Source organism: Paraburkholderia sp. SEWSISQ10-3 4 (assembly GCF_030464785.1).
GTDB lineage: Bacteria > Pseudomonadota > Gammaproteobacteria > Burkholderiales > Burkholderiaceae > Paraburkholderia > Paraburkholderia aspalathi.
In genome coordinates this window covers 100745-125000 of record NZ_JALPRI010000024.1, presented here as the reverse complement: position 1 = coordinate 125000, position 24256 = coordinate 100745, and the positions used below count along the sequence as shown (strand labels likewise).

The following is a 24256-nucleotide window of genomic DNA, read 5'->3' as shown; positions in this document are numbered from 1 at the left end:
TTCTTTGCGGCGGCAAAGAAAGTAAGTGCCGCCCCGCACAGGGGCAACACTAATAAACCACTAACAATTCAAGGAAAGGCCAAAGCGCTAAGAACACTGACAAAAGCGCCGCGCAGGCAAAACCCTCTAGCTACTCACAACAGCAGAAGGACAACCCGGCACGGCAACAGCACCCCCCTTCCCGGCGGAGCCCCCCTTAGGCGCAGCAGCAGCCATTGCCTGCACAGCAGCAGCTACTTGCACAGCAATCCGCTGCAACGCCACGCGATGCCCATTAACAAGTGCATCGTAGCCGCCGCTAACCGGCTCACTCACCACACTCCGACAGGTCATCACCCCAGTACCACGTACAGCCCTCACACTCCAGACCGCATCGATCAACGCATGCGACCCCGGCCATGACTCGAACCGCTGCACATTCATGCTGACCCGGTACACCGGCGTCGTATCCGGATACGCAGTGCCATACACGTCAATCGTGCCCAACTGCTGCGTCAGACTGGTCGACAAAGCCCGACGAATCTCGTCACCGGGCAACGAGGCCCAACGCTCCTGTTCAAGCACCTGAACTTGCGTCGGTCCCGTCTGCACCACCAGCTGATTCTTCGCCACCTGCGGCGGCACATCGATCGGCGCGACTTCAATCAGCCACGCCGGCGCAGCCGAGGTCTTGGCGCTAACCGGCGCCGCGGCGCCGGCAGCTGCGCCATCCGCGCCGAGCGTATAAAAGCGGCTGCTCGGCGACGAACACGCCGCCATCGCCACCAGTCCGGCCAGAGCGCCGACATACATAGCGCCGCGCACAAGCCCGCGCGGCGGGCGGGGGAGCCGGGCAAACATCATGGTTTATCTCCTGATTTACCGCGCAACAGCGATTCCGGATGACGCTCCAGATAATCCGACAACGCATTCAGCGACTGCAACGTGCGCGTCAGTTCCTGCAACGCCTGATGAACATCCGACTGCAACGGCGAGTCCTGCTGCAACGTCGCCTCGGCCGAACCGAAGGTCTGCTTCGCCGCGGCCAAGGTGTCGCGCGCTTCCGGCACGACTTCCTTGTCGAGTCGCGTGAACAGCTGGTCGGCGTTCTTCAACGCGCTGTTCAGGTTCGAACCGATCTGGTCGAACGGCACCTTGTCGAGCTTCTTCGCAATGTCGGCAACCTGCACCTGCAGTTCGTCGAGCGAGTTCGGAATGGTCGGCAACTCGAGCGGATCGCCCGTGACGTCAACCGTGGCCGGCGGCGCTTTCGGGAAGATATCGAGCGCTACGTACAACTGGCTCGTAATCAGATTGCCGGTGCGCAACTGGCCGCGCAGACCATGCTTGACGAGTTGTTGCAGCAAGGTTTGACCCGCGAGGCTGCCCGGTGTCGGCGCGGTTTCGCGGAAGCGCTTGCCGAGGCGGTCCGGGTACAGGTTCATCGTCACCGGCATCGTGAAGCTGCGCGTCTTCGGATCGTAGTCGATGCCGATGTTGGTCACCTGGCCCAGCACGATGCCGCGGAAGTCGACCGTCGCGCCGACCGACAACCCGCGCAGCGACTGATTGAAATTCATCACCACGCGCAACGGCACGCCGTCGGGCTCGCGCATCGCGTCCTGTTCATCCGAGCCGAGGCGGAACGTCATGTTGTTCGGCGCCTGCGCGCCCACGCCCTGGCCCGGCGGCGACTGGAACGACAGGCCACCGACGATCACCGTCGCAAGCGACTGCGTATTCAGCTTGAAGCCGCTCGAGTCGAGCCGCAGATCGACGCCGCTCGCATGCCACCAGCGCGAATTGGTGCCGACGTACTGGTCGAACGGCGCCGACACGAAAACCTGCATCGTCACGCCGGTGCCGTCCTTGTCGAGCGAGAAGCCCACCACCTGGCCGACCTGCACACGCCGGTAGAAAATTGGCGAGCCGATGTCGATCGAGCCGAGCGAGTCGCCGTGCAGAATGAACTGGTGGCCCTTCTGGTCGCCCGTAATAGGCGGCGGCGTTTCGAGGCCGACGAAGTTCTTCTCGGTGTCCGGTGAATGGCCGGCGTCCGCGCCGATGTACGCACCCGAGAGCAGCGTGGTCAGTCCCGATACGCCGCTCGCGCCCACGCGAGGGCGCACCACCCAGAAGCGCGAGTCCTTGACCGCGAAGTCTTCACCTTCCTTGGTGAGCTGCACCTGAACCAGCACGTGCGACAGATCTTTCGAGAGCGTGATGGTCTTCACCGAGCCGACATCGACGTCCTTGTACTTGACCTTGGTCTTGCCGGGCTCGAGGCCTTCGGCGCTGGTGAACGTGATCGTGATCGTCGGGCCTCTTTCGGTCACCGACTTGATCACAAGCGCGAGGCCGATCAACGCGGCGATCAGCGGAATCACCCAGACGAGCGAGGGCAGCCAGCGGCTCTTCGGCTCGATGTCGGGGTCTGGCAGTTGGGGCGGCAGCTTGGGTCCGTTCGAATCGTTGCGCGGCGCATCGGAGGCGGGCGTCGGTCCTTGCGGGCTAGTCATGGTCGAGGTCCTGAGGTTTTGGAGTACTGCCTTCCACGTTGTCCCAGATGAGCCGTGGATCGAATTGCATGGATGCCATCATCGTCAGAATCACCACCGAGCCGAAGGCGATCGCGCCCGGGCCGGCCGTGATCACAGCAAGCGACTTGAAACGGACCAGCGCGACGGTCAGCGTGACGACGAACACGTCGAGCATCGACCAGCGCCCGATCCGTTCGACCATCCTGTACAACGTGGTGCGTTGCTCCGGCCGCCAGCGCGAGCGGCGCTGCGCGGTGGCGGTGAGCAGCACCAGCACACTGAGCTTGAGCATCGGCACCATGATGCTGGCGATGAACACGATCACGGCCAGCGGCCAGTCGCCCGAGGTCCAGAAGTACACGACACCGCTCATGATGGTGTCGTCTTCCGAACCGAGCAGCGACGCCGTATGCATCACCGGCAGCAGATTCGCGGGAATATACAGCAAGGCGGCGGCGATCAGCAGCGCCCACGTGCGCATCAGGCTGTCGGGATTGCGCCGGTGCAGCACCGCGCCGCAACGGCTGCAGTGCTGCGGCGTGACGGAGCGGATGCGCGGCTCGACACGCCCGCATGCATGGCAGGAGACGAGGCCCGCGCGCTTCGCTGTGACGTATTTCATCGTGCGCTCATCCCTGATGCGGGGCCGGCGGCGCGCCCGGCGGTAGGGCGGGTTGCGATCCGCCTTGCACTTCCGGTGGCGCGGGCGGCCCGGCGACCGAACTGACGGCAGCCGCCGCGCTGTCCGCGGAAGTACGCGGCAACGGCAGCTGACCGCGTTCGCCCATTTCGTCGGCGAGATCCCACAGCACGCGCGGATCGAACGTGACGACCACTGCGATCATCAGCGTCAGCACGCCGAACGCGAATAGCGCCGCTTCCGGAATCACGCGCGCGAGACTCACCATCTTCACGATGGTGATCAGCACGCCGAGCATGAAGACTTCGATCATGCCCCACGGCCGCACGAATTGAATGGCGCGCAACACACGGTTGAAGGCGGGTGGCACGTAGCCCGAGCGCAGCGGGATCAGCACATAGAGCAGCGCGACCAGTTCGGTCAGCGGGAACAGGATGGTCGAGCAGAACACCATGACCGCGACGATCTGCATGTCCTCGCCCCATAACGCGACGAGCGCGCCGAACAGCGTGGTTTGCGAGGTGATGCCGTTGGCATCGAGTTCGACGATCGGGAAGGCTTGGGCGATGACGAAGGTGATCAGCGCGGCCAGCGTCATCGCACAGATGCTGTCGAGCTTGCGGGAGACGCCGCGATAGAGCGTCGCGCCGCAGCGCGGACAGCGCGCGACCATCCGCCCGACAAGCCGGGGCTTGCGGAACAGCGTATCGCATTCATGGCACGCGATCAGGTTGTCATGGTCCATACGGCAGAAGGGCTAACGACGTGATGGGAGGCGTGCAATGCCCGTTTCAGGGCAGGGCTGCAGAAAGCGTGGAGCAATAGTACCAAACGCGCTTCGCCGAGGGCAGGCCGTTGCTTCTCGCGCAAGCGCCCGGCCAGGCGGCTTCGGAATCGGAATAGTCTTACATAAAAGCTTACCTCTGACACCGTCCGGCCCTAATTGTTCAATACCGTTCTGCTCGCGGGAAAACTTTCCGGGTGCTGGGCTCTGCATGAGACCGGAGTAAGCGCTGAAGCGCTAACTCTGGTCGACACTGCCAGCTTTTTCCGCTTGCGGTAGCATGGCGGCCTTGGCGTGTGCCGCAGCCGCCATGTTTTCTATCGCGTCGCGCAATGCAGCATGCATTGGCGGGCGTGGAATAGCAGGGCCGACTGCGCCGTTAACCTCTCTTAGCTTGCGTTGACCTGTCATGGCACACAATCCTTCTTTCGGTGGCCGGGAATCGTACACGCGGACTGCCATTGCCCTTCACTGGCTGATCGCGCTGCTGATCGTGTGCGGCTTCTCGCTGGGTTGGGTGATGACCGACATCCCCGGCTTCACGCCCACCAAGCTGCGCTATTTCTCCTGGCACAAATGGATCGGCGTGACGGTGTTCGCGCTCGCCGTGCTGCGCGTTCTGTGGCGCGCCACCCATGCGGCCCCGCCGATGCCGCGCCGCATGCCGGGCTGGCAGCGCGGCGCCGCGCATCTCACGCATCTGTTGCTGTACGTGCTGATGATCGTGATTCCCGCTTCCGGCTATCTGTATAGCTCGGCGGCCAACATCCCGGTGGTGTACCTCGGCCTGATTCCGCTGCCGCGCCTGATCGCACCGGACCCGCATCTCAAGGAGTTGCTGAAGAACGTGCATATCGCCCTGAATTACACGTTGCTCGTGCTGGTCGCATTGCACGTTGCGGCGGCCCTGAAGCATCAATGGTTGGACCGCGACGGCCTGCTGTCGCGCATGCTCCCTTTCATCAAATAAGGATAACCATGAAAGTTTCGTTTTATCGCTACATGCTCGCCGCCTTCGCTGCGGCCTCGCTGACCGCCGCCGGCAGTGCTCTGGCCCAGGTCGACGTCGCGAAGAGTTCGGTGACGGCAACCTCGAAGCAGATGAACGTGCCGGTGGAAGGGAAGTTCGGCAAGTTCACCGCACAAGTCAAGTTCGACCCGGCAAAGCCGGCCGACGGCAGCGCGCAGTTCAGCATCGACGTGGCCAGCTACGATCTCGGTGACGAAAGCTACAACGATCAGGTGCGCGGCAAGGACTGGTTCGACGCGAAGACGTATCCGACTGCAACCTTCGTATCGAGCGCGATTGCGCCGGCCGGCGGCAATCAGTTCAAGGTCACCGGCAAGCTGACCATCAAGGGTAAATCGCAGACCGTCGTGGTGCCGGTCACAGTCACCCAGCAGGGCGCGAACCAGACGTTCGACGGCTCGCTGCCGATCAAGCGCTCGCAATTCGACATCGGCACCGGCGAATGGAAGGACACCTCGGTGGTGGCCGATGACGTGGTGATCAAGTTTCATATCGTTGCAGCACACAAGTGACGTTCGCCGCGCTCTCTGGGCGCGGCCGCTTTCCTTCAAGTCGGGAATTCCGAAAAACATAAGGAGCATGAATTGAAAACATCCCTGTTGATCGCCGTCGGCGCACTGGCTTCTTCTTTCTCGCTCGGCGCGTTTGCTGCTGCCGACACCTATCAGCTCGATCCGACCCACACGTATCCGAGCTTCGAAGCGGATCACTTCGGTGGCCTCTCGGTGTGGCGCGGCAAGTTCACCAAGAGCTCCGGCACGGTCACGCTCGATCGCGCAGCGAAGACCGGCACGGTGGACGTCACGGTTGACCCGGCTTCGGTCGAAACCGGCAACACCAAGCTCGACGAGCATCTGAAGACGGACGCCTTCTTTGATGTGGCCAAGTATTCGTCGGTGACCTACAAGGGCACCGATATCAAGTTCGACGGCGACAAGCCGGTCCAGGTGGTCGGCAGCCTGACGATGCATGGCGTGACCAAGCCGCTGAATCTGACGATCGAATCGTTCAAGTGCATGCAGCATCCGGTGCTCAAGCGCGAAGTGTGCGGCGTGGAAGCGAGCGCGCATTTCAACCGTAGCGATTACGGCATGGATTTCGGCGCCAAGTACGGCTTCAGCATGGATACCAAGCTGCATATTCAGGCCGAAGGCATCAAGCAATAAGCGCTGTAACGAGCCTTTTAGCCGGCTCGTATTCAATGTCACTTATGACGCCGCCGTTGCGTCGCAACAAAAAACCGCTTCGTTCGCTTTTGCGATGAAGCGGTTTTTTTATTGCCTGCCTGAAACGCCGGAAGCCTTGTGTAATGGCCGCGAGCGATTTGCCGCTCGCGTCGTTTTAATTTTTCAGGTACATAGAGCGCTGACACCGCATTGGTTGTGCGCGCACCCAGTTCGGCAAGATCCAGCGTAAAACCTACGTTAATAATATTTCGCGCGCATTGGAGATCTGCATGAATACAACGACAGCGGCAAGTCTGGCGGGGAGCCGGCGGAATTCGTGGCGCGCGGTGGTCGCCGCCTCGATTGGCAACGCGCTGGAATGGTTCGATCTGGTGGTGTACGGCTTTTTCGCGGTCACCATCGCGAAGCTGTTTTTCCCGGCGGGTAACGACACGATCTCGCTGCTGCTGACGCTCGGCACCTTCGGTGTGTCGTTCTTCATGCGGCCGCTCGGCGCGATCGTGATCGGTGCCTACGCCGACCGCGCCGGACGCAAAGCGGCGCTTACGCTGTCGATTCTGCTGATGATGTGCGGCACGCTGATCATCGCGCTTCTGCCGACGTATCAGAGCATCGGCATTGCCGCACCCGTGATTCTCGTGGTGGCGCGCCTGATGCAAGGCTTTTCGGCCGGCGGCGAGTTCGGCAGCGCCACGGCTTTTCTCGCGGAACACGTGCCGGGGCGGCGCGGTTTCTTTGCGAGCTGGCAGGTCGCGAGCCAGGGACTCACCACGCTGCTCGCGGCCGGTTTCGGCGTGCTGTTGACCGGCAAGCTGTCGCCGGAGCAGATGGCCTCGTGGGGTTGGCGCGTGCCGTTCTTCTTTGGGCTCCTGATCGGGCCGGTCGCGTGGTACATCCGCACGAAGCTCGACGAAACACCCGAGTTCCTCGCGGCGGAAACCACCACGACGCCGCTGCGCGACACGTTCACGAACCAGAAGCTGCGCCTCGTGATTGCGATCGGCGTGGTGGTGCTCGGTACCGTGTCGACCTATCTGGTGCTGTTCATGCCGACTTATGGCGTGAAGCAGTTGGGGCTGGCGCCTTCGGTCGCGTTCGCGGCGATTGCGCTGACCGGTGTGATCCAGATGGTGTTTTCGCCGCTGGTCGGCCATCTGTCGGACCGCCACGGGCGCACCACGATCATGCTGATCTCGGCGCTGTTGCTTCTCGTGCTGATCAATCCGGCGTTCGTGTATCTGGTCGCGCATCCGACCTTCGGCACGCTGATCGCGCTGCAGGTGGTGTTCGGCTTTCTGATGACGGGCTACTTTGCGGCGCTGCCGGGTTTGCTCTCCGAGATGTTCCCGGTGCAGACGCGTACGACCGGTATGTCGCTGGCCTATAACATCGCCGTGACGATCTTCGGCGGCTTTGGGCCGTTCATCATCGCGTGGCTGATCAGCTTCACGGGGTCGAAGGCGGCGCCGAGCTACTACATGATATTTGCCGCGGTCGTGAGCCTGGTGGCGCTGATGGCGGCGCGGCGCAAGCTCGGGTTTCGCTAACGCGCGGCAAAGGCGATAAACGCGGTAAACGCAAAAGGCCGGTTCGAGAGAACCGGCCTTTCTTATTGCGAGGTCTGACTACAGCAAGCTCAAACTTGCGCGCCTGCGTTTGGATCGTCCGGATCGACGCGTTCCTTCTTGTCCTTCACCAGATCTTCGCGCTTCACGCCGAGCCACATGGCGAGCGCCGCGGCCACGAACACCGACGAGTAGATACCGAACAGAATACCGACCGTCAGCGCCAGAGCGAAGTAGTGCAGCGTCGGGCCGCCGAACAGGAACATCGACAGCACCATCATCTGCGTACAGCCGTGGGTGATGATCGTGCGCGACATCGTGCTGGTAATCGCGTGGTTGATCACCTCGATCACGGTCAGCTTGCGTTCGCGGCGGAAGGTTTCACGAATCCGGTCGAAGATAACGACGGATTCGTTCACCGAGTAGCCGAGCACCGCGAGCACGGCGGCCAGCACCGACAGCGAGAACTCCCACTGGAAGAACGCGAAGAAGCCGAGAATGATGATCACGTCGTGCAAGTTAGCGATCACGCCGGCTACTGCGTATTTCCACTCAAAGCGGAACGACAGGTAGATCACGATGCCGACTACCACACAGGCCAGCGCGAGCAGGCCGTCGGTCGCGAGTTCCTTGCCGACCTGCGGGCCGACGAACTCGACACGCTGCAATTGCACTTCCGGCGTGTCGGCCTTCAGCGCGCCCATCACCTGGTCGCTCTGTTGAGCTGACGTGTAGCCCTGCTTGAGCGGCAGACGGATCAGCACGTCGCGCGAGGTGCCGAAGTTCTGCACCTGAGCGTCGGCGTAACCGAGCTTGCCGAGTGTGCCGCGCACCGGTTCGAGCGGCGCCGCACCCGGATATTGCACTTCGATGACGGTACCGCCGGTGAATTCCACCGACAGATGCAGCCCGCGATGCAGCAGGAAAAACACAGCAGCGACGAACGTCAGCAGCGAGATTGCGTTGAACAGCAACGCACGCTGCATGAACGGAATGTCTTTGCGAAAGCGGAAAAATTCCATGGTCTTGTTCTCCGGGACTCAGCGGGATGAACCCGGTTTCTGCGGCGTGTTCGACGAACCCGACGCATCGCGACGGCGCACGGTCGGCTTGGTACGCGCCTGGGCCGCAGCTTTGGTCTTGGGCTTGGCGCTTGCCGCAGCGACGGCACGTGCTGTGTCGGTCGCGGCGTCTTCATTGCCGAGGTAAGCGGCGGCGCCGTCGATACCTTCCGGTTGCGGACGCCACACCTGGCCGATGGCCAGCGACTTGAGCTTCTTCTTGCCGCCGTACCAGAGGTTGACGATACCGCGCGAGAAGAACACAGCCGAGAACATCGACGTCAAGATGCCGATACAGTGGACCATCGCAAAGCCGCGCACCGGGCCGGAGCCGAAGGCGAGCAGCGCGAGGCCGGCGATCAGCGTGGTTACGTTCGAGTCGAGAATCGTCGCCCATGCATGCGCGTAACCGTTCTGGATCGCCAGTTGCGGCGGCGCGCCGTGGCGCAGTTCTTCGCGTACGCGCTCATTGATCAGCACGTTCGCGTCGATCGCCATACCGAGCGCGAGTGCGATAGCGGCGATACCCGGCAAGGTGAGCGTGGCCTGCAACATGGACAGCACGGCGATCAGCAGCAGCAGGTTGACCGACAGGCCGATCATCGAGATCACGCCGAACAGCATGTAGTACGCGATCATGAAGACGGCGATTGCCACGAAGCCCCACACCACCGAGTGGAAGCCCTTCTTGATGTTGTCCGCGCCGAGGCTCGGGCCGATCGTGCGTTCTTCGATGATGTCCATCGGAGCTGCCAGCGAACCGGCGCGCAGCAGCAGCGCGAGGTCGGCGGCGCCTTGCGGCGTGGCCTGGCCGGTGATCTGGAAGCGGTCGCCCAGTTCCGACTGGATGGTCGCCACCGTCAGCACTTCGCCCTTGCCCTTTTCGAACAGCACCATGGCCATCGGCTTGCCGATGTTGTCACGCGAGACACTGCGCACCGCGCGGCCACCGGCCGAGTCGAGGCGGATGTTCACCGACGGACGCTGATGTTCGTCGAAGCCTGCCGACGCGTCGATAATGCGGTCACCCGTGAAGATGATCTGCTTGCGCAGCAGCACCGGCGTCTGGTTGCCTTGGGTGAACAGCTCGTCACCCGGCGGCACTGGATCGGACGGATTCGGATGCGTGTTGACCGGGTCGGCGAGGCGCGCTTCGAGCGTTGCCGTACGGCCGATGATGTCCTTGGCCTTCGCCGTGTCCTGCACACCCGGCAGTTCGACGACGATACGGTCCGAACCTTGTTGCTGGATCACCGGCTCGGCCACGCCGAGTTCATTCACGCGGTTATGCAGCGTGGTGATGTTCTGCTTGAGCGCGGCGTCCTGCACGGCTTTCTGCACTGCCGGCGTGAACGTGCCGACCAGTTGCACACCACCGTCCGGATTCGCTTGCGAGGCCCACTGGAGTTCGCTGATGCCGCGGCCCAGTTGCTTGGATGCCGCGTCTGCCGTGGCCTGGTCGGCGAAATTGATCACCACCGTCTGGTTGACGCGGTTCACGCCGCCGTCGCGGATGTTGTTGTCACGCAGCATGGTGCGTGCATCCGAAGCGTCGGAGTCGAGCTTCTTGTTGAGCGCGCCGGCCATGTCGACCTGCAGCAGGAAGTGCACGCCACCGCGCAAGTCCAGACCGAGGTACATCGGCAGCGCATGCAGGGCGGTCAGCCAGCGCGGCGACGCGCTTTGCAGGTTCAGTGCGACGATGAATTGCGGGTCGGTCGGGTCGCTGTTCAGCGACTTCTGCAGCAGATCCTTCACGCGCAGTTGCGTGTCGGTGTCCAGCAGGCGCACGCGGATGTTCGCGTTGGTCGACGAGTTGTCGAACGTGACTTCGTCAGGCTTGATCTGATTGGCGGCCAGCGCCGTTTCGACTGCTGACAGCGTGGTCGAGTCGAGCTTGACCGTTGCTTTGCCGCTCGACACCTGCACCGCCGGCGCTTCGCCGAACAGATTGGGCAGCGTGTACACGAGGCCGATGACCAGAGCCACCAGCATCACGGCGTATTTCCAGAGGGGGTAGCGATTCATGAGTGGTCCAACGGGAAGGTTGGCTTGGAAGCGATGCGTCCGGCGATGAGCGCGGGCAGTTCAGCGTTGTGCTGCGAGAACTGCCGGCGAGGCCGCGCCGGACGCGAGAGAGCAGGCCTTACAGCGACTTGATCGTGCCCTTCGGGAGAATCGTCGTGACCGACGCTTTTTGCACGGTGATTTCCGTGCCTTCCGAGATTTCGACGCCGACGTAAGCTTCGCCCACCTTGGTCACCTTGCCGACGATGCCGCCATTCGTCACCACTTCGTCGCCCTTCGCCATGGCGGCGAGCATGTTGCGGTGTTCCTTCTGGCGCTTCATTTGCGGGCGAATCATGATGAAGTACAGCACGCCGAACATCAGGATCAGCGGCAGGAAGCTCATCAGGTTCGATTCAATGCCACCTGTTGCTGTGCCTTGGGCAAAGGCATTGGAAATGAACGACACGTTGGTCTCTCCGTTATAAATCAAAACGATCAAAAAAATCAGCCGGTTATTCTACCACTGGCCTGACAGGGGTCGGCGCGGCGAATCGGCTTTCCGATCAACCGTTTAAGGCCTTTTTGCCGTGCGCGAAAGTTAATTGTAAGGTTTTCCGCGCGACGCCAGCAGATTCCTCCGGCAATTTCGTCAGCTGATTCCCAAATGCCGGCTAATCGATGCCGCGCGCGCGGTCCTCGTGGAAGCGCTTGCGGAAAGGCTCGAACAGTTTTGCGTCGATCGCGTCGCGTATTTCCTGCATCAACTCGAGGTAGTAGTGCAGGTTGTGAATCGTGTTCAACTGCGCACCGAGGATTTCCCCTACACGATGCAGATGATGCAGGTAGCCGCGTGTGAAATTTCGGCAGGTGTAGCAGCCGCATTGCTCGTCGAGCGGGCGCAGCGAGTTCTTGTGCGCGGCGTTGCGGATCTTGATGTCGCCGAAACGGGTGAAGAGCCAGCCGTTGCGCGCGTTGCGGGTCGGCATCACGCAGTCAAACATGTCGACGCCGGCGGCTACGCCCGCCACCAGGTCTTCCGGCGTGCCGACGCCCATCAGGTAGTGCGGCTTGTCGGCGGGCAGCTTGGGGCCGATGTGGTTCAGCACGCGCATCATGTCTTCTTTCGGCTCGCCGACGGACAGGCCGCCGATCGCGAGACCGTGGAAATCCATCTCCGCGAGACCCGCCAGCGACTCGTCGCGCAGGTCTTCGAACATGCCGCCCTGGACGATGCCGAACAACGCGTTCGGATTGCCGAGGCGGTTGAATTCGTTGATCGAGCGTTGGGCCCAGCGCATCGACATGCGCATCGAATCGGCAGCTTCCTGATGCGAAGTCGGCACGTTGTTGGTCGCGTAGGGCGTGCATTCGTCGAACTGCATGACGATGTCCGAGTTCAGCACCTTCTGGATCTGCATCGACACTTCCGGCGACAGGAAGAGCTTGTCGCCGTTGATAGGTGATGCGAACGTGACGCCATCTTCGGTGATTTTGCGCAGATCACCGAGTGAAAACACCTGAAAACCACCCGAATCTGTCAGGATCGGCTTCTTCCAGCCCATGAAGCCGTGCAGGCCGCCGTGAGCCTCGATCGTCTCCAGGCCCGGGCGCAGCCACAGGTGGAAGGTGTTGCCGAGGATGATCTGCGCGTGCATTTCTTCGAGCTCGCGCGGCTGGACCGCCTTCACCGTGCCGTAGGTGCCGACCGGCATGAAGATCGGCGTTTCGACCACGCCATGATTCAGCGTAACGCGCCCGCGGCGTGCCTGGCCGTCGGTGCCGAGCAGTTCGAATTTGAGGCCGTTGTCAGGGCGCTCGCCGTGGCTCGCGCAGGTGCTGCAGGTACCGCTTGTATCGTGGGTATGACCGTCGGTCATGGGGGACTCCTGTGCTACCGGAGAACAGTCCGGCGCAAATGGTGAACGCCGCCGGGTAGGCCACGGCGGCTGGGTAAAAAACAATGGTTCAAGCGTCGCGGCGCGTGAGCAGCATCGCGTCGCCATAGCTAAAGAAGCGGTAACGCTGTTCGATCGCGTGGCGGTAAGCCTCGCGAATCGTTTCGACACCTGCGAACGCCGACACCAGCATCAGCAATGTCGACTTCGGCAAATGGAAATTGGTCACCAGCCTGTCGACCACGCGGAATTTATAGCCCGGCGTGATGAAGATGTCGGTTTCCGTGCTGGCCGCGCCGAGCGGGCGTCCGGCGGCTTCGGCATCGCGCGCGGCGGCTTCGAGCGCGCGCATCGACGTCGTGCCCACCGCGATCACGCGGTTGCCCCGCGCGCGCGTCGCCGCGATCTTGTCGGCGAGCGATTGCGGCAGGTGGTACCACTCGCTGTGCATCTTGTGCTCGGCCAGATTCTCCACCCGCACCGGCTGGAAGGTGCCCGCGCCGACGTGCAGCGTTAGCGTCGCGCGCTCCACGCCGCGAGCGTCGAGTCGCGCGAGCAGTGCGTCATCGAAATGCAGGCCGGCGGTGGGTGCGGCCACCGCGCCCGGGTTTTGCGCGAACACCGTCTGGTAGCGGGTTTCGTCGGTCGCGTCGGGGTCGTGCTCGATGTACGGCGGCAGTGGCAGGCGGCCGAATTGCTCGATCAGCGTGAGGCAGTCGTCCGGGAAATGCAGTGTGTAGAACGGCTCGACGCGTTCGCCGACCGTCACGTCGAACGCGTCGGCGAGACGAATCGTGGTGCCCGGCTGCGGGCTCTTGCTCGCCCGGATCTGCGCAAGCGCCGTGCGTTCGCCCGTGAGGCGCTCTACCAGCACTTCGATCTTGCCGCCACTGGCCTTCTGGCCGAGGACGCGCGCCTTCAGGACTTTGGTATCGTTGAAGACCAGCAGATCGCCGGGCGCGATGCACTCGGGCAACTCGGCAAAGCGGCGGTCGATCAGGTGCGCGGCGTCGGTCGCGTCGGCCGTGTGGGCCACTTCGAGCAGACGGCTGGCGCTGCGCTCGGGCAGCGCGACTTGCGCGATCAGCTCGGGCGGCAGATCGAAATCGAAATCGGAAAGCGTAAACATGCGGACGACTGGAAGCGAATTGGGACTGAATTGAGCCGAAGCCGGAGCCGGGCGGCTATGATTGCGGGACGCCGGAGCGGCCCGCGAGCCCGCGTGCTGCTTGGCGGCGACACCTTTGACAGCCGATATTGTACTTGCGAAGCAACCCATGCCTTTGTCCGAACGCCGATTGCCCTCCGCTACCGATGAAGTGAGCGCCGAGCCGAAGCGCCGCGTCTCGCGGGGCAAAGCAGCGGCGGCCGACCAGAACGACCTTGGCGGGGGTGTCGCGCCGGAGAGCGACCAAGCCGCGCGTGAAGGCGAAATGGTTGACCCATTCGGCGACAAGCCTGCCGGCAAATCCGCGGGCAAAGCCGCCAGGAAGCCTGCAGCCGAAGCCGGCGCCAAGCCCGCGGCCAAACCCGTCGACAAGCTCGCCAAACTCGGCCTCACGCGCGACATCGATCTGGTACTGCATCTGCCGATGCGCTACGAAGACGAGACCTCGCTGACACCGATCGGGCATTTGCTGCCGGGTGGCATCTCGCAGACCGAAGGCGTGGTGTTCGACAACGAGATCGCCTATCGCCCGCGCCGCCAGTTGCTGGTGAAACTGCGCGACGACGCCGGCGACGAACTTGTCCTCCGCTTTCTGAATTTCTACGGCTCGCAGGTCAAGCAGATGGCGATCGGCGCGCGGCTGCGCGTGCGCGGCGACGTACGCGGCGGTTTCTTCGGCATGGAGATGGTGCACCCGGCGGTGCGCGTGGTCGATGAAGACACGCCGCTGCCGCAGGCGCTGACGCCGGTCTATCCGAGCACCGCGGGCGTGACGCAGGCGTATCTGCGCAAATCGATCGACAACGCGTTGTCGCGCACCTCGTTGCCGGAGTTGCTGCCCGAGCCGATCGCGCAGGCTTATTTGCAGCCGCTTGGCGTGCCGGCGCTGATGGAGGCGGTGCGCACGCTGCATCACCCGGGCGTGCAGGCCGATGAAAACGCGCTGATGGATGGCACGCATCCAGCGTGGGTACGGATCAAGTTCGAAGAATTGCTGGCGCAGCAGATGTCGTTGAAGCGCGCCCATGACGAGCGCCGCACGCGCGCGGCGCCGGCCATGCCACGCCGCAAGCTGGGCGACGAAGCGGCACTGGTGGCGCGGTTGCTGAAGGCGCTGCCGTTTTCGCTGACGGCGGCGCAGGAGCGCGTGGGTGGCGAGATCGCGCTCGATTTGACGCAGCCTCATCCGATGCAGCGCTTGCTGCAGGGTGACGTGGGCAGTGGCAAGACGATTGTGGCCGCGCTGGCCGCGGCACAGGCGATCGACGCCGGCTACCAGGCCGCGCTGATGGCGCCGACCGAAATTCTCGCCGAACAGCACGCGCGCAAATTGCGCGGCTGGCTGGAGCCGCTCGGCGTAAGCGTCGCGTGGCTCGCCGGCAGTCTTAAGACGAAGGAAAAGCGCGCTGCGATTGAAGCAGCGGCACTTGGTACTGCGCAGCTTGTGATCGGTACGCACGCGATCATCCAGGACGCAGTCGAGTTCGCGCGGCTGGGGTTGGTAATCGTCGACGAACAGCATCGCTTCGGCGTGGCGCAGCGCCTCGCCTTGCGCGCCAAGGCGCAGAAAGCCGCCGACGGGGCGCGCGATTTCCAGCCGCACCAATTGATGATGTCGGCGACGCCGATTCCGCGCACGCTGGCGATGACCTATTACGCCGACCTCGACGTCTCGACCATCGACGAATTGCCGCCTGGGCGCACGCCGATTCTGACCAAGCTCGTTTCCGATGCGCGGCGCGAAGAGGTGATCGGCCGCGTGCGCGAGGCTGCGTTGACGGGTCGCCAGGTGTACTGGGTGTGTCCGCTGATCGAGGAAAGCGAGACCCTGCAGTTGCAGACCGCGGTGGAGACTTACGAGACGCTGGTGGCCGCGTTGCCCGAATTGAATGTCGGACTGGTGCATGGACGTCTCGCGCCGGCGGAGAAGGCCGCGGTGATGGATGCGTTCACGCGCAACGAAGTGCAGCTTCTGGTGGCGACGACGGTGATCGAAGTGGGTGTCGATGTACCGAATGCGTCGCTGATGGTGATCGAGCATGCCGAGCGCTTCGGTCTCGCGCAGTTGCATCAGTTGCGCGGGCGGGTAGGACGCGGAAGTGCGGCTTCGGTCTGCGTGTTGCTCTATACCGGTCCGCTGTCGATGACGGCGCGTGCGCGCTTGCAGACCATGCGGGAGACGACTGACGGCTTCGAAATCGCCCGGCGCGACCTCGAGATTCGCGGTCCGGGAGAGTTTCTTGGCGCCCGACAGTCGGGCGCGGCCATGTTGAGGTTTGCCGATCTCCAGAATGACCAGTGGCTCATCGAGCCGGCCAGAGAGGCCGCCGCGGCTTTGCTCGAAAAGTATCCGGAGGTGGTGTTGCAGCATCTGGCCCGCTGGCTCGGGGCGCGGGAGCAGTATTTGAAGGCTTGACGACAGGTCCTTGACGGCAGATACGCTCGTCAGCCAGGCCGGCAAAGGACCAAAAAGTTGGCGAACCGACCCTATAGGTGTATAACTAGAACCTATCGAACTCATCGCACTGATTGGTCCCCCAATGACGCTCACCGAATTGAAATACATCGTCGCGGTTGCCCGCGAACGGCACTTCGGCCGGGCCGCCGAAGCGTGTTTCGTTAGCCAGCCGACCCTGTCGGTGGCCATCAAAAAGCTCGAAGACGAGCTCAACGTACAGATCTTCGAACGCGGCACCAGCGAAGTCAGTGTCACGCCGATCGGCGAACAGATTGTCACGCAAGCACAGCGCGTCCTCGAACAAACGCTCGCCATCAAAGAGATCGCGAAACAGGGCAAAGACCCGCTGGTCGGGCCGTTGCGCCTCGGCGTCATCTATACGATCGGGCCGTATCTGCTGCCTACGCTCGTCAAACAGATGATCAAGCGCGTCCCGCAGATGCCGCTGATGCTGCAGGAAAATTACACGGTCAAGCTGATCGAACTGCTCAAGCAGGGCGAAATCGACGTCGCCATCATGGCGCTGCCGTTCCCGGAAACGGGTCTCATGCAACGTCCGCTCTATGACGAGCCGTTTGTCGTCGCACTGCCGTCCGGTCACGCGTGGGAAAACCGCGCGAAGATCGACGCCGAGGATCTGAAGCAGGAAACCATGCTGCTGCTCGGCAGCGGCCACTGCTTCCGCGACCATGTGCTGGGCGTCTGCCCGGAACTGATGCGCTTCTCGCAGAACGCGGACGGCATCCAGAAGACCTTCGAAGGTTCGTCGCTGGAAACCATCCGTCATATGGTGGCGAGCGGCGTCGGCATTACCGTGTTGCCGCGCATGTCGGTTCAGGAGGTCAAGCCGCACGCCGGCGGTATCGACGCCGGCCTGCTCAGCTACGTCGCCTTCGACGAACCGGTGCCGGATCGCCGTGTGGTGCTTGCCTGGCGTAAGAGCTTCACGCGGACGCCCGCGATCGACGCCATCTGTGACGCCATCAACGCCTGCGATCTGACGGGTGTAAAAAAGCTCGATCTGCCTGTCGCCGTCAACTGACCGGCCAAACCGCGCCCACGCCGGACCGCCGCACATTTTCTGCAGCCGGTCCGGCGGGACTCAAGGCGCCGACAACCGCACTCCCTATCGAATAGATATAATTAATCAAACACGTTAATTCGATAGCATTGTTATAGTTTCCTCCATGGATCGCCCGATCCCATCAGACCCGGAGGAAATCATGACGCAGCCGAACTCGCAGCAAGTCCCAACTGTCCTCGCTCAACCCGTCCGCATGACCACCGGCAGCACCGGCACCTTCGCCGCGTCGGTGCGCGGTATGGGCACGGTTGCATTGTCATTGCTGGTCGATCGGGCCCTATCCGCATAAGCCGTAGGCATCAGCGCGCCGCACCTCTCCCCGCATTCCGTTTCCGATCAAAGCCACTCAGGAGTACCGCATGTCCGAACGTAAGCTCACCAATGCAGCCGGCGCACCCGTCGCCGACAACCAGAACTCGATGACCGCCGGCGCGCGCGGTCCGGTCGTCCTGCAAGACGTCTGGCTGCTCGAAAAACTCGCTCACTTCGATCGCGAAGTGATTCCGGAACGCCGCGTTCACGCCAAGGGTTCGGGCGCATTCGGCACGCTGAAAGTCACGCACGACATCTCGCGTTTCACGAAGGCGAAAGTGTTCGCCGAGGTCGGCAAGGACACGCCGCTCTTCATGCGCTTCTCGACGGTGGCGGGCGAACGCGGCGCCGCCGACGCGGAGCGCGACGTGCGCGGTTTCTCGATCAAGTTCTACACGGAAGAAGGCAACTGGGACGTGGTCGGTAACAACACGCCGGTGTTCTTCATCCGCGATCCGCTGAAGTTTCCGGACTTCATCCACACGCAAAAGCGCGACCCGTACACCAACATGCGCAGCAATATCGCGGCATGGGATTTCTGGTCGCGTCATCCGGAGTCGTTGCATCAGGTCACCATCCTGATGAGCGATCGCGGCATTCCGCAGAACTTCCGCCAGATGCATGGCTTCGGCTCGCACACGTACTCGTTCATCAACGCCAACAACGAGCGTTTCTGGGTGAAGTTCCACTTCAAGTCGATGCAAGGCATTGAGAACTTTACCGATGCCGAAGCGGCGCAAGTGGTCGCACAGAACCGTGAAAGCGCGCAACAGGATCTGCTCACGAGCATCGACGCAGGCAACTTCCCGAAATGGCGTTTTGCTATTCAGGTGATGCCGGAAGCGGAAGCCGCGAAGTACCGCTTCAATCCGTTCGACATCACCAAGGTGTGGTCGCAGAAGGACTATCCGTTGATCGACGTCGGCACGATCGAATTGAATCGCAACGCGGCGAACTATTTCGCGGATGTGGAGCAGGCCGCGTTCACGCCCGCCAACGTGGTGCCGGGTATCGGCTTCTCGCCGGACCGTCTGTTGCAAGGCCGTTTGTTCTCGTATGGCGACACGCAGCGTTATCGCCTCGGGATCAATCACCATCAGATTCCGGTGAATGCGCCGCGCTGCCCGGTCCACCATTCGTTCCATCGCGACGGCGCGATGCGCACGGACGGCAACCTCGGCGGCAACGTGAACTACGAGCCGAATCGCTTCGGCGACTTCGCGCAGGACACCAACGCGGCGGAGCCGCCGCTCGCAGCGGGGACGGTCGATCGCTACGAGCATCGCGAGGACGATGACTACTACACGCAGCCGGGCATGCTGTTTGCGCTCTTCGATGCGGCACAGCGTCAGCGTCTGTTCGGCAACATCGCACGTCATATCAACGGTGTGCCGCAAGAGATCGTCGCGCGTCAGATCGAGCATTTCCGTCGCGCCGATCCGGCCTATGCGGAAGGTGTGATCGCCGCGTTGGCCGAACTTGCGGAAGGCGGCAAGAAGTGAGCAGTTGCAGTGAGTTGATGTAGCAGGACGGGGCGCATCGGCGCCCCGCCGGTATTGATACGAATCGAGGAAGCACGATCATGATCCAGATGATGATGTCCACCATTGGCGGCTCGCCGGCCGCTCGCGGCAAGCAACGGCACTACGCATCGACGCTGCGCAAGGCAGTCGGATTCGCGATCTTCTCGAGCGGACTCGTGGTGATCGTCGCGCAAGCCGTGCAACATGCATTGGGTGCGTGATTGAACGCGGGACCGCGGGTGCGGCAAGCGACCACGCGTCACACGAACGCAGCGGCTTTCTAAGCTAAACTGGCGGGCGTTCGACGTGCCGGGTTTGCTAGCCGCACGCCGTCACTCTACCTACCGGTTCGTATCACTCTTCAAAGGAGTCATCATGGCCAAGAAAGAAGCTGTACAGCACGTCAATATCGGAATCAGCGACAAGGATCGCAAGAAGATCGCAGAAGGTCTGTCGCGCTTGCTCGCCGACACCTACACGCTTTATCTGAAGACCCACAACTTCCACTGGAACGTGACGGGTCCGATGTTCAACACGCTGCATCTGATGTTCGAAACGCAGTACAACGAGCTGGCGCTCGCGGTCGATTCGATCGCTGAACGCATCCGCGCACTGGGCGTGCATGCGCCGGGCAGCTACAAGGAATTCGCGAAGCTGTCGTCGATTCCGGAAGCGGACGGCGTGCCGGCGGCGGAAGAAATGATCCGGCAGTTGGTGGAAGGTCAGGAAGCCGTGGTGCGTACTGCACGCGCGATTTTCCCGTCGACGGAAGCCGCCAACGACGAGCCGACCGCTGACCTGCTGACGCAACGCATGCAAACTCACGAAAAGACTGCGTGGATGCTGCGCTCGATGTTGGCTTAAATGCTTTAGCGTTAAGTTGAGTTGAGTAGCAAAACAAACAAAGCCTCCGTTTGCGGGAGGCTTTGTTTTTTGCGGTGCCCGATCTGCATTCAGCTGTAGCTCGAGGCCCGGCTACGGTTGCGGCCCCGGTTCTGGCACCCAGAAGGCCAGCTTCGCCCGCCTGAAGACTGCCTTCAGTCCGCATCCCGTAAAATAGCGGCACCGTCTGCACTTCACCGAATCCGCCCATGTTCGCCCGACTTCCCCTGTATCTGCGCCTCGTGCGCATGGACAAGCCGATCGGCAGCCTGCTGCTGCTGTGGCCGACGCTCAATGCGCTGTGGATTGCCTCCGACGGTCATCCGTCGTGGCCGCTGCTGGTGATTTTCACGGTGGGTACGGTGCTGATGCGCTCGGCGGGTTGCGCGATCAACGACTACGCGGATCGCGACTTCGATCGCTACGTGAAGCGCACGGAAAACCGCCCGATCACGTCGGGCAAGATCAAGGCATGGGAAGCGGTGGCGCTGGCGGCCGGCTTGTCGCTGCTGGCCTTTCTACTGATTCTGCCGCTGAATACGTTGACCAAGGAATTGTCGGTGGCGGCGCTGTTCGTCGCCGGGTCGTATCCGTTCACGAAGCGCTTCTTTGCGATTCCGCAGGCGTATCTCGGCATCGCGTTCGGTTTCGGTATTCCGATGGCGTTCGCCGCGATTCAGGATCACGTGCCGATGCTCGCCTGGGTCATGCTGCTGGCCAACGTGTTCTGGTCGGTTGCCTACGACACGGAATACGCGATGGTCGATCGCGACGACGACATCAAGATCGGTATCCGCACGTCGGCGCTCACCTTCGGCCGCTTCGACGTGGCGGCGATCATGCTGTGCTATGCGGCGACGCTGGGGATTTACGTCGGCATCGGCGTCATGCTCAGCTTCGGTGTGTTGTATTGGCTGGGATGGGCGGCGGCGGTGGGCTGCGCAATCTATCACTACACGCTGATCCGCAATCGCGAGCGCATGGCGTGCTTCGCGGCGTTCCGTCATAACAACTGGCTCGGCGGCGCGTTGTTTGTCGGTATCGCAGCGCATTACGCGGCGGCTTCGTTTTAGTTCTTGCGCGCTTCTGTTCCGCCGCGGACGCCGCCTCGGATGAGTTCGAGGCGCAGCGTCCTTGAGCGTACTTTCTACTTTCCTGCTCTTGTGCTGGCAATTGCCAGCTGATCGCCCTTACAGCTTGCCGAACTCGTCGCCCATTTCGTTGGCGCGCGCATTGGCGGCAAGCGCGCCGCGGACGATCGCATCCTTGATCCCGCTCGCTTCGAACGAGGCCAGCGCGGCCGCCGTGGTGCCGCCCTTCGACGTCACACGTTCGCGCAACAGGCTCGGCGGCTCGTCCGAGTTCGCGGCCAATTGTGCCGCGCCGGTGAAGGTCGCGACCGCCAGCGCGCGGCCTTGCGCTTCATCCATACCGAGCTGGCGTGCCGCTTCCTGCAGCGCCTCGATGAAATAAAACACGTAAGCAGGGCCACTGCCCGAAATCGCGGTGACGGCGTCGATCTTCGCTTCGTCGTCGAACCAGACCGTTTCGCCAACTGCGCCCAGCACCTGCGAGGCGAGCGCGCGGCCGGCTTCGTCGACGCTGCCGGTCGCAACCAGGCCCGTGACGCCCATGCCAATCAGCGCCGGCGTATTTGGCATCACGCGCACGATGCGCGCGTGGCCGTTCAGCCAGCGCGACATGTCATCCATGCGAATACCCGCGACGATGCTGATTGCCAGTTGCGAGGCCTGCAGATGCGGCGCCAGTGCCTCGGCGACACTCTTCAGGATCTGCGGCTTCACTGCCAGCACGACGGCGTCGTACGACGCGAGCGCAGCGTCCGCGGCGGCGCCGGTCTTGACGCCGAATTGTTGCTCATTGCGTTTGCGCGCGTCTTCGTTGGGGTCGATTGCGTACAGGTCAGTGGGCGCGACGCCGCGCTTGATGAGACCGCCGATCAACGCGGCGGCCATATTGCCACCGCCGATAAAAGCAATTTTCATGATGTTCCGAAAGAAGTGCCGTGAGGTGTCGGGAAGGGAAAGGTCTGAAACGGTCAGTGAGAGTAATCGCGTGCACCGAAGATCGCCGTGCCGACGCGCACGATCGTCGCGCCTTCCAGCACGGCGGCTTCGAGGTCGCTCGACATGCCCATCGAGAGCGTATCGAGTTCGAGGCCGTCGTTACGCAGACGCTCGAACAGTTCACGCAGTTGCCGATGCGGCGCGCGCTGTTCTTCGATGCTGCCGGCCGGCTCCGGAATCGCCATCAGGCCGCGCAGATTCAGCTTAGGCAGCGCGGCAATTGCCTGTGCGACTTCGACGGCCTCGGGAATGCTCGCACCACTTTTCGACGCTTCGCCGCTAATGTTGACCTGCAGGCAGACGTTCAAGGGCGGCAGGTTGTCCGGGCGCTGCTCCGAGAGCCGCTGTGCGATCTTCAGGCGGTCGACCGAATGCACCCAGTCGAAATTCTCGGCAACCGGGCGCGTCTTGTTCGATTGCAACGGTCCGATGAAATGCCATTCGAGCGCGGCTCGCAGATCGGCCAGCGCTTCGATCTTGGTGATGGATTCCTGCACGTAGTTCTCACCGAACGCGCGTTGGCCGGCTGCGTAGGCGGCACGCACGTCTTCGGCGGGAAACGTCTTCGAGACCGCGAGCAGGGTGATCGAACGCGGGTCGCGTCCGGCCACCTGCGCGGCGAGAGCGATGCGCTGCTGCACCGCTTCGAGGTTGTGAATCAGATCGGGCATGGAACGGAACCGGAAGTCTGGCGAAAAGCGATGATCGAATTATACGGACGCCGCCATCTCGTGCCGCTTTATGCCGCTGCGGGATAGGCGCACGCGCTTGCGGTGAGGTGCCGCAAGCCACGTGCCGCGCTTCTCATCAAAACGTATCGCTCAGGCGGACAGCATATGCTCCACCAGTTCGATCCAATGAGCGACCGGCGTGGACGTGCCGCTTTGCAGGTGCGCAATGCAGCCGACGTTGGCCGACACGATCACCTGCGGTTCCTGCGCCTGCAGCCGCTCGAGCTTCTGGTCGCGCAGCGCGTACGAGAGCTTGGGCTGGGTCAGCGAATAGGTCCCGGCCGAGCCGCAGCAGAGATGATTGTCGGCGGGCAGGCGCACTTCCACGCCGAGCGCCGTCAGCAGATGTTCGACCTTGCCGCGCACCTGCTGACCATGCTGCAACGTGCACGGCGGATGGAACGCCACCGTATGGATCGCGCGGCGGCGCGTCACGGCGACGAGCGCTTCTTCGAACTCCGGCAGGATCTCCGCGACGTCGCGCGTCAGCTCGGTCACGCGGCGCGCCTTCTCCGCATACGCAGGGTCGTTGCGCAGCAGATGCCCGTATTCCTTGACCGTCGCGCCGCAGCCTGACGCGTTCATTACGATCGCTTCGACCCCCTGTTCGATGTACGGCCACCACGCGTCGATGTTGGCGCGCAGGTCGTCGAGCGCTTCGTCGTTGTAGCCCAGATGCAGACGGATCGCACCGCAGCAGCCTGCTTCGGGCGCGATCAAGGTTTCCACGCCGAGCGCATCGAGCACCCGTGCCGTCGCGACATTGACGTTCGGCATCATCGACGGTTGCACGCAGCCCGCGAGCATCAACATCTTGCGCGGATGTTTCGCGGTCGGCCATTCGAGCGGACGCTGGCGCGCGGGCACCTTGTCGCGCAGTTTCTTCGGCAGGAGCGGGCGGATATGCTGACCGATTCGCATGGTCGGCGTGAACAGTGCGCTGTTCGGCACGAAGCTCGCAAGCAGCCGGCGCACCATCCGCTGGCCGAACGGGCGTGTGACCTTTTCCTCGGTGATCTTGCGGCCGATCTCGACCAGCCTGCCGTATTGCACACCGGAAGGGCAAGTTGTCTCGCAGTTGCGGCAAGTGAGGCAGCGGTCCAGGTGAACCTGGGTGCTGCGCGTCACCGCCGCGCCTTCCACCATCTGCTTGATCAGATAGATGCGGCCGCGTGGTCCGTCGAGTTCGTCGCCGAGTATCTGATAGGTCGGGCAGGTCGCGGTGCAGAAGCCGCAATGCACGCAATTGCGCAGGATGGCGTCGGCTTCGTCGCCATCGGGTGTATTGCGAATGAAGTCCGCGAGGTTGGTTTGCATCGC

Annotated in this window: 23 protein-coding genes; 11 read left to right on the top strand and 12 right to left on the bottom strand. The window is 62.7% G+C overall.

Annotated elements, in window-relative coordinates; translation table 11 throughout:
• Positions 1-126 precede the first annotated feature (126 nt).
• Genes M0D68_RS31055 through M0D68_RS31040 form a run of 4 tightly spaced genes read right to left on the bottom strand, consistent with a single transcriptional unit; the run spans position 127 to position 3904 of the window.
• Positions 127-843 carry a membrane integrity-associated transporter subunit PqiC gene (locus M0D68_RS31055; protein ID WP_266226268.1) on the bottom strand — a complete coding sequence of 239 codons (717 nt, stop codon included), beginning with the start codon at positions 841-843 and terminating at the stop codon, positions 127-129.
• Positions 840-2498, bottom strand: coding sequence for an intermembrane transport protein PqiB (locus M0D68_RS31050; RefSeq protein WP_093644597.1), 1659 nt, complete (start codon positions 2496-2498; stop codon positions 840-842). Before M0D68_RS31050 ends, M0D68_RS31055 begins: the two co-directional genes overlap by 4 nt.
• The gene (locus M0D68_RS31045) at positions 2491-3141 is read right to left on the bottom strand and encodes a paraquat-inducible protein A (RefSeq protein ID WP_093644599.1); all 651 of its coding nucleotides are present in this window, start codon (positions 3139-3141) and stop codon (positions 2491-2493) included. The genes M0D68_RS31050 and M0D68_RS31045 overlap by 8 nt, the downstream gene beginning before the upstream one ends.
• Positions 3142-3148: 7 nt before the next feature.
• A complete protein-coding gene (locus M0D68_RS31040; protein WP_266226266.1) occupies positions 3149-3904 on the bottom strand; it encodes a paraquat-inducible protein A in 756 nt (251 codons plus the stop codon).
• A gap of 448 nt (positions 3905-4352) precedes the next feature.
• Between M0D68_RS31040 and M0D68_RS31035 the strand changes: the two genes are divergently transcribed.
• The 4 genes from M0D68_RS31035 to M0D68_RS31020 all read left to right on the top strand — a co-directional run bounded on the left by M0D68_RS31035 (position 4353) and on the right by M0D68_RS31020 (position 7707).
• The gene (locus M0D68_RS31035) at positions 4353-4913 is read left to right on the top strand and encodes a cytochrome b (RefSeq protein ID WP_093644601.1); all 561 of its coding nucleotides are present in this window, start codon (positions 4353-4355) and stop codon (positions 4911-4913) included.
• Positions 4914-4921: 8 nt separating this feature from the next.
• The gene (locus M0D68_RS31030; RefSeq protein WP_093644603.1) at positions 4922-5485 is read left to right on the top strand and encodes a YceI family protein; all 564 of its coding nucleotides are present in this window, start codon (positions 4922-4924) and stop codon (positions 5483-5485) included.
• An 84-nt stretch (positions 5486-5569) separates the two neighbouring features.
• Positions 5570-6139: a YceI family protein gene (locus M0D68_RS31025; RefSeq protein ID WP_093644721.1), complete on the top strand. Its 570-nt coding sequence runs from the start codon at positions 5570-5572 to the stop codon at positions 6137-6139.
• A gap of 290 nt (positions 6140-6429) precedes the next feature.
• On the top strand, positions 6430-7707 hold the full coding sequence (locus M0D68_RS31020) for an MFS transporter (RefSeq protein WP_266226264.1): 1278 nt from the start codon (positions 6430-6432) through the stop codon (positions 7705-7707).
• 89 nt (positions 7708-7796) lie between these two features.
• On the opposite strand, the gene secF is transcribed toward M0D68_RS31020, so the two are convergent.
• The 5 genes from secF to queA all read right to left on the bottom strand — a co-directional run bounded on the left by secF (position 7797) and on the right by queA (position 13820).
• Positions 7797-8747 carry a protein translocase subunit SecF gene (secF, locus tag M0D68_RS31015; protein ID WP_256456020.1) on the bottom strand — a complete coding sequence of 317 codons (951 nt, stop codon included), beginning with the start codon at positions 8745-8747 and terminating at the stop codon, positions 7797-7799.
• Between the two features lie 18 nt (positions 8748-8765).
• The gene (gene secD / locus M0D68_RS31010; RefSeq protein ID WP_093644609.1) at positions 8766-10814 is read right to left on the bottom strand and encodes a protein translocase subunit SecD; all 2049 of its coding nucleotides are present in this window, start codon (positions 10812-10814) and stop codon (positions 8766-8768) included.
• A 118-nt stretch (positions 10815-10932) separates the two neighbouring features.
• Positions 10933-11262, bottom strand: coding sequence for a preprotein translocase subunit YajC (yajC, locus tag M0D68_RS31005; RefSeq protein WP_007179286.1), 330 nt, complete (start codon positions 11260-11262; stop codon positions 10933-10935).
• A 205-nt stretch (positions 11263-11467) separates the two neighbouring features.
• Positions 11468-12673 (bottom strand): tRNA guanosine(34) transglycosylase Tgt, encoded by a 1206-nt coding sequence (gene tgt / locus M0D68_RS31000; protein WP_266226262.1) that lies wholly within the window; start codon positions 12671-12673, stop codon positions 11468-11470.
• Positions 12674-12761: 88 nt separating this feature from the next.
• On the bottom strand, positions 12762-13820 hold the full coding sequence (gene queA / locus M0D68_RS30995) for a tRNA preQ1(34) S-adenosylmethionine ribosyltransferase-isomerase QueA (RefSeq protein WP_266226260.1): 1059 nt from the start codon (positions 13818-13820) through the stop codon (positions 12762-12764).
• A 148-nt stretch (positions 13821-13968) separates the two neighbouring features.
• Between queA and recG the strand changes: the two genes are divergently transcribed.
• The 7 genes from recG to ubiA all read left to right on the top strand — a co-directional run bounded on the left by recG (position 13969) and on the right by ubiA (position 21191).
• A complete protein-coding gene (recG, locus tag M0D68_RS30990) occupies positions 13969-16275 on the top strand; it encodes an ATP-dependent DNA helicase RecG (protein ID WP_200651178.1) in 2307 nt (768 codons plus the stop codon).
• A gap of 124 nt (positions 16276-16399) precedes the next feature.
• Positions 16400-17359: a hydrogen peroxide-inducible genes activator gene (locus M0D68_RS30985; protein ID WP_054037761.1), complete on the top strand. Its 960-nt coding sequence runs from the start codon at positions 16400-16402 to the stop codon at positions 17357-17359.
• A 181-nt stretch (positions 17360-17540) separates the two neighbouring features.
• Positions 17541-17690, top strand: coding sequence for a hypothetical protein (locus tag M0D68_RS30980; protein ID WP_167378513.1), 150 nt, complete (start codon positions 17541-17543; stop codon positions 17688-17690).
• Positions 17691-17760: 70 nt separating this feature from the next.
• A complete protein-coding gene (locus M0D68_RS30975; RefSeq protein WP_200651177.1) occupies positions 17761-19215 on the top strand; it encodes a catalase in 1455 nt (484 codons plus the stop codon).
• An 80-nt stretch (positions 19216-19295) separates the two neighbouring features.
• Positions 19296-19457 carry a hypothetical protein gene (locus M0D68_RS30970; RefSeq protein WP_200651176.1) on the top strand — a complete coding sequence of 54 codons (162 nt, stop codon included), beginning with the start codon at positions 19296-19298 and terminating at the stop codon, positions 19455-19457.
• A 154-nt stretch (positions 19458-19611) separates the two neighbouring features.
• Positions 19612-20100 carry a Dps family protein gene (locus M0D68_RS30965; RefSeq protein ID WP_027777895.1) on the top strand — a complete coding sequence of 163 codons (489 nt, stop codon included), beginning with the start codon at positions 19612-19614 and terminating at the stop codon, positions 20098-20100.
• 227 nt (positions 20101-20327) lie between these two features.
• Entirely contained in the window at positions 20328-21191 is an 864-nt protein-coding gene (gene ubiA, locus M0D68_RS30960; protein ID WP_093644619.1) for a 4-hydroxybenzoate octaprenyltransferase, read from the top strand.
• 117 nt (positions 21192-21308) lie between these two features.
• Here ubiA and proC read toward each other — a convergent pair whose 3' ends face one another.
• The 3 genes from proC to glcF form a co-directional block, all read right to left on the bottom strand.
• Positions 21309-22124 carry a pyrroline-5-carboxylate reductase gene (gene proC / locus M0D68_RS30955; RefSeq protein ID WP_200651175.1) on the bottom strand — a complete coding sequence of 272 codons (816 nt, stop codon included), beginning with the start codon at positions 22122-22124 and terminating at the stop codon, positions 21309-21311.
• Between the two features lie 53 nt (positions 22125-22177).
• A complete protein-coding gene (locus M0D68_RS30950) occupies positions 22178-22876 on the bottom strand; it encodes a YggS family pyridoxal phosphate-dependent enzyme (RefSeq protein WP_200651174.1) in 699 nt (232 codons plus the stop codon).
• 150 nt (positions 22877-23026) lie between these two features.
• Positions 23027-24253, bottom strand: coding sequence for a glycolate oxidase subunit GlcF (glcF, locus tag M0D68_RS30945; RefSeq protein WP_093644625.1), 1227 nt, complete (start codon positions 24251-24253; stop codon positions 23027-23029).
• Positions 24254-24256: the final 3 nt, after the last annotated feature.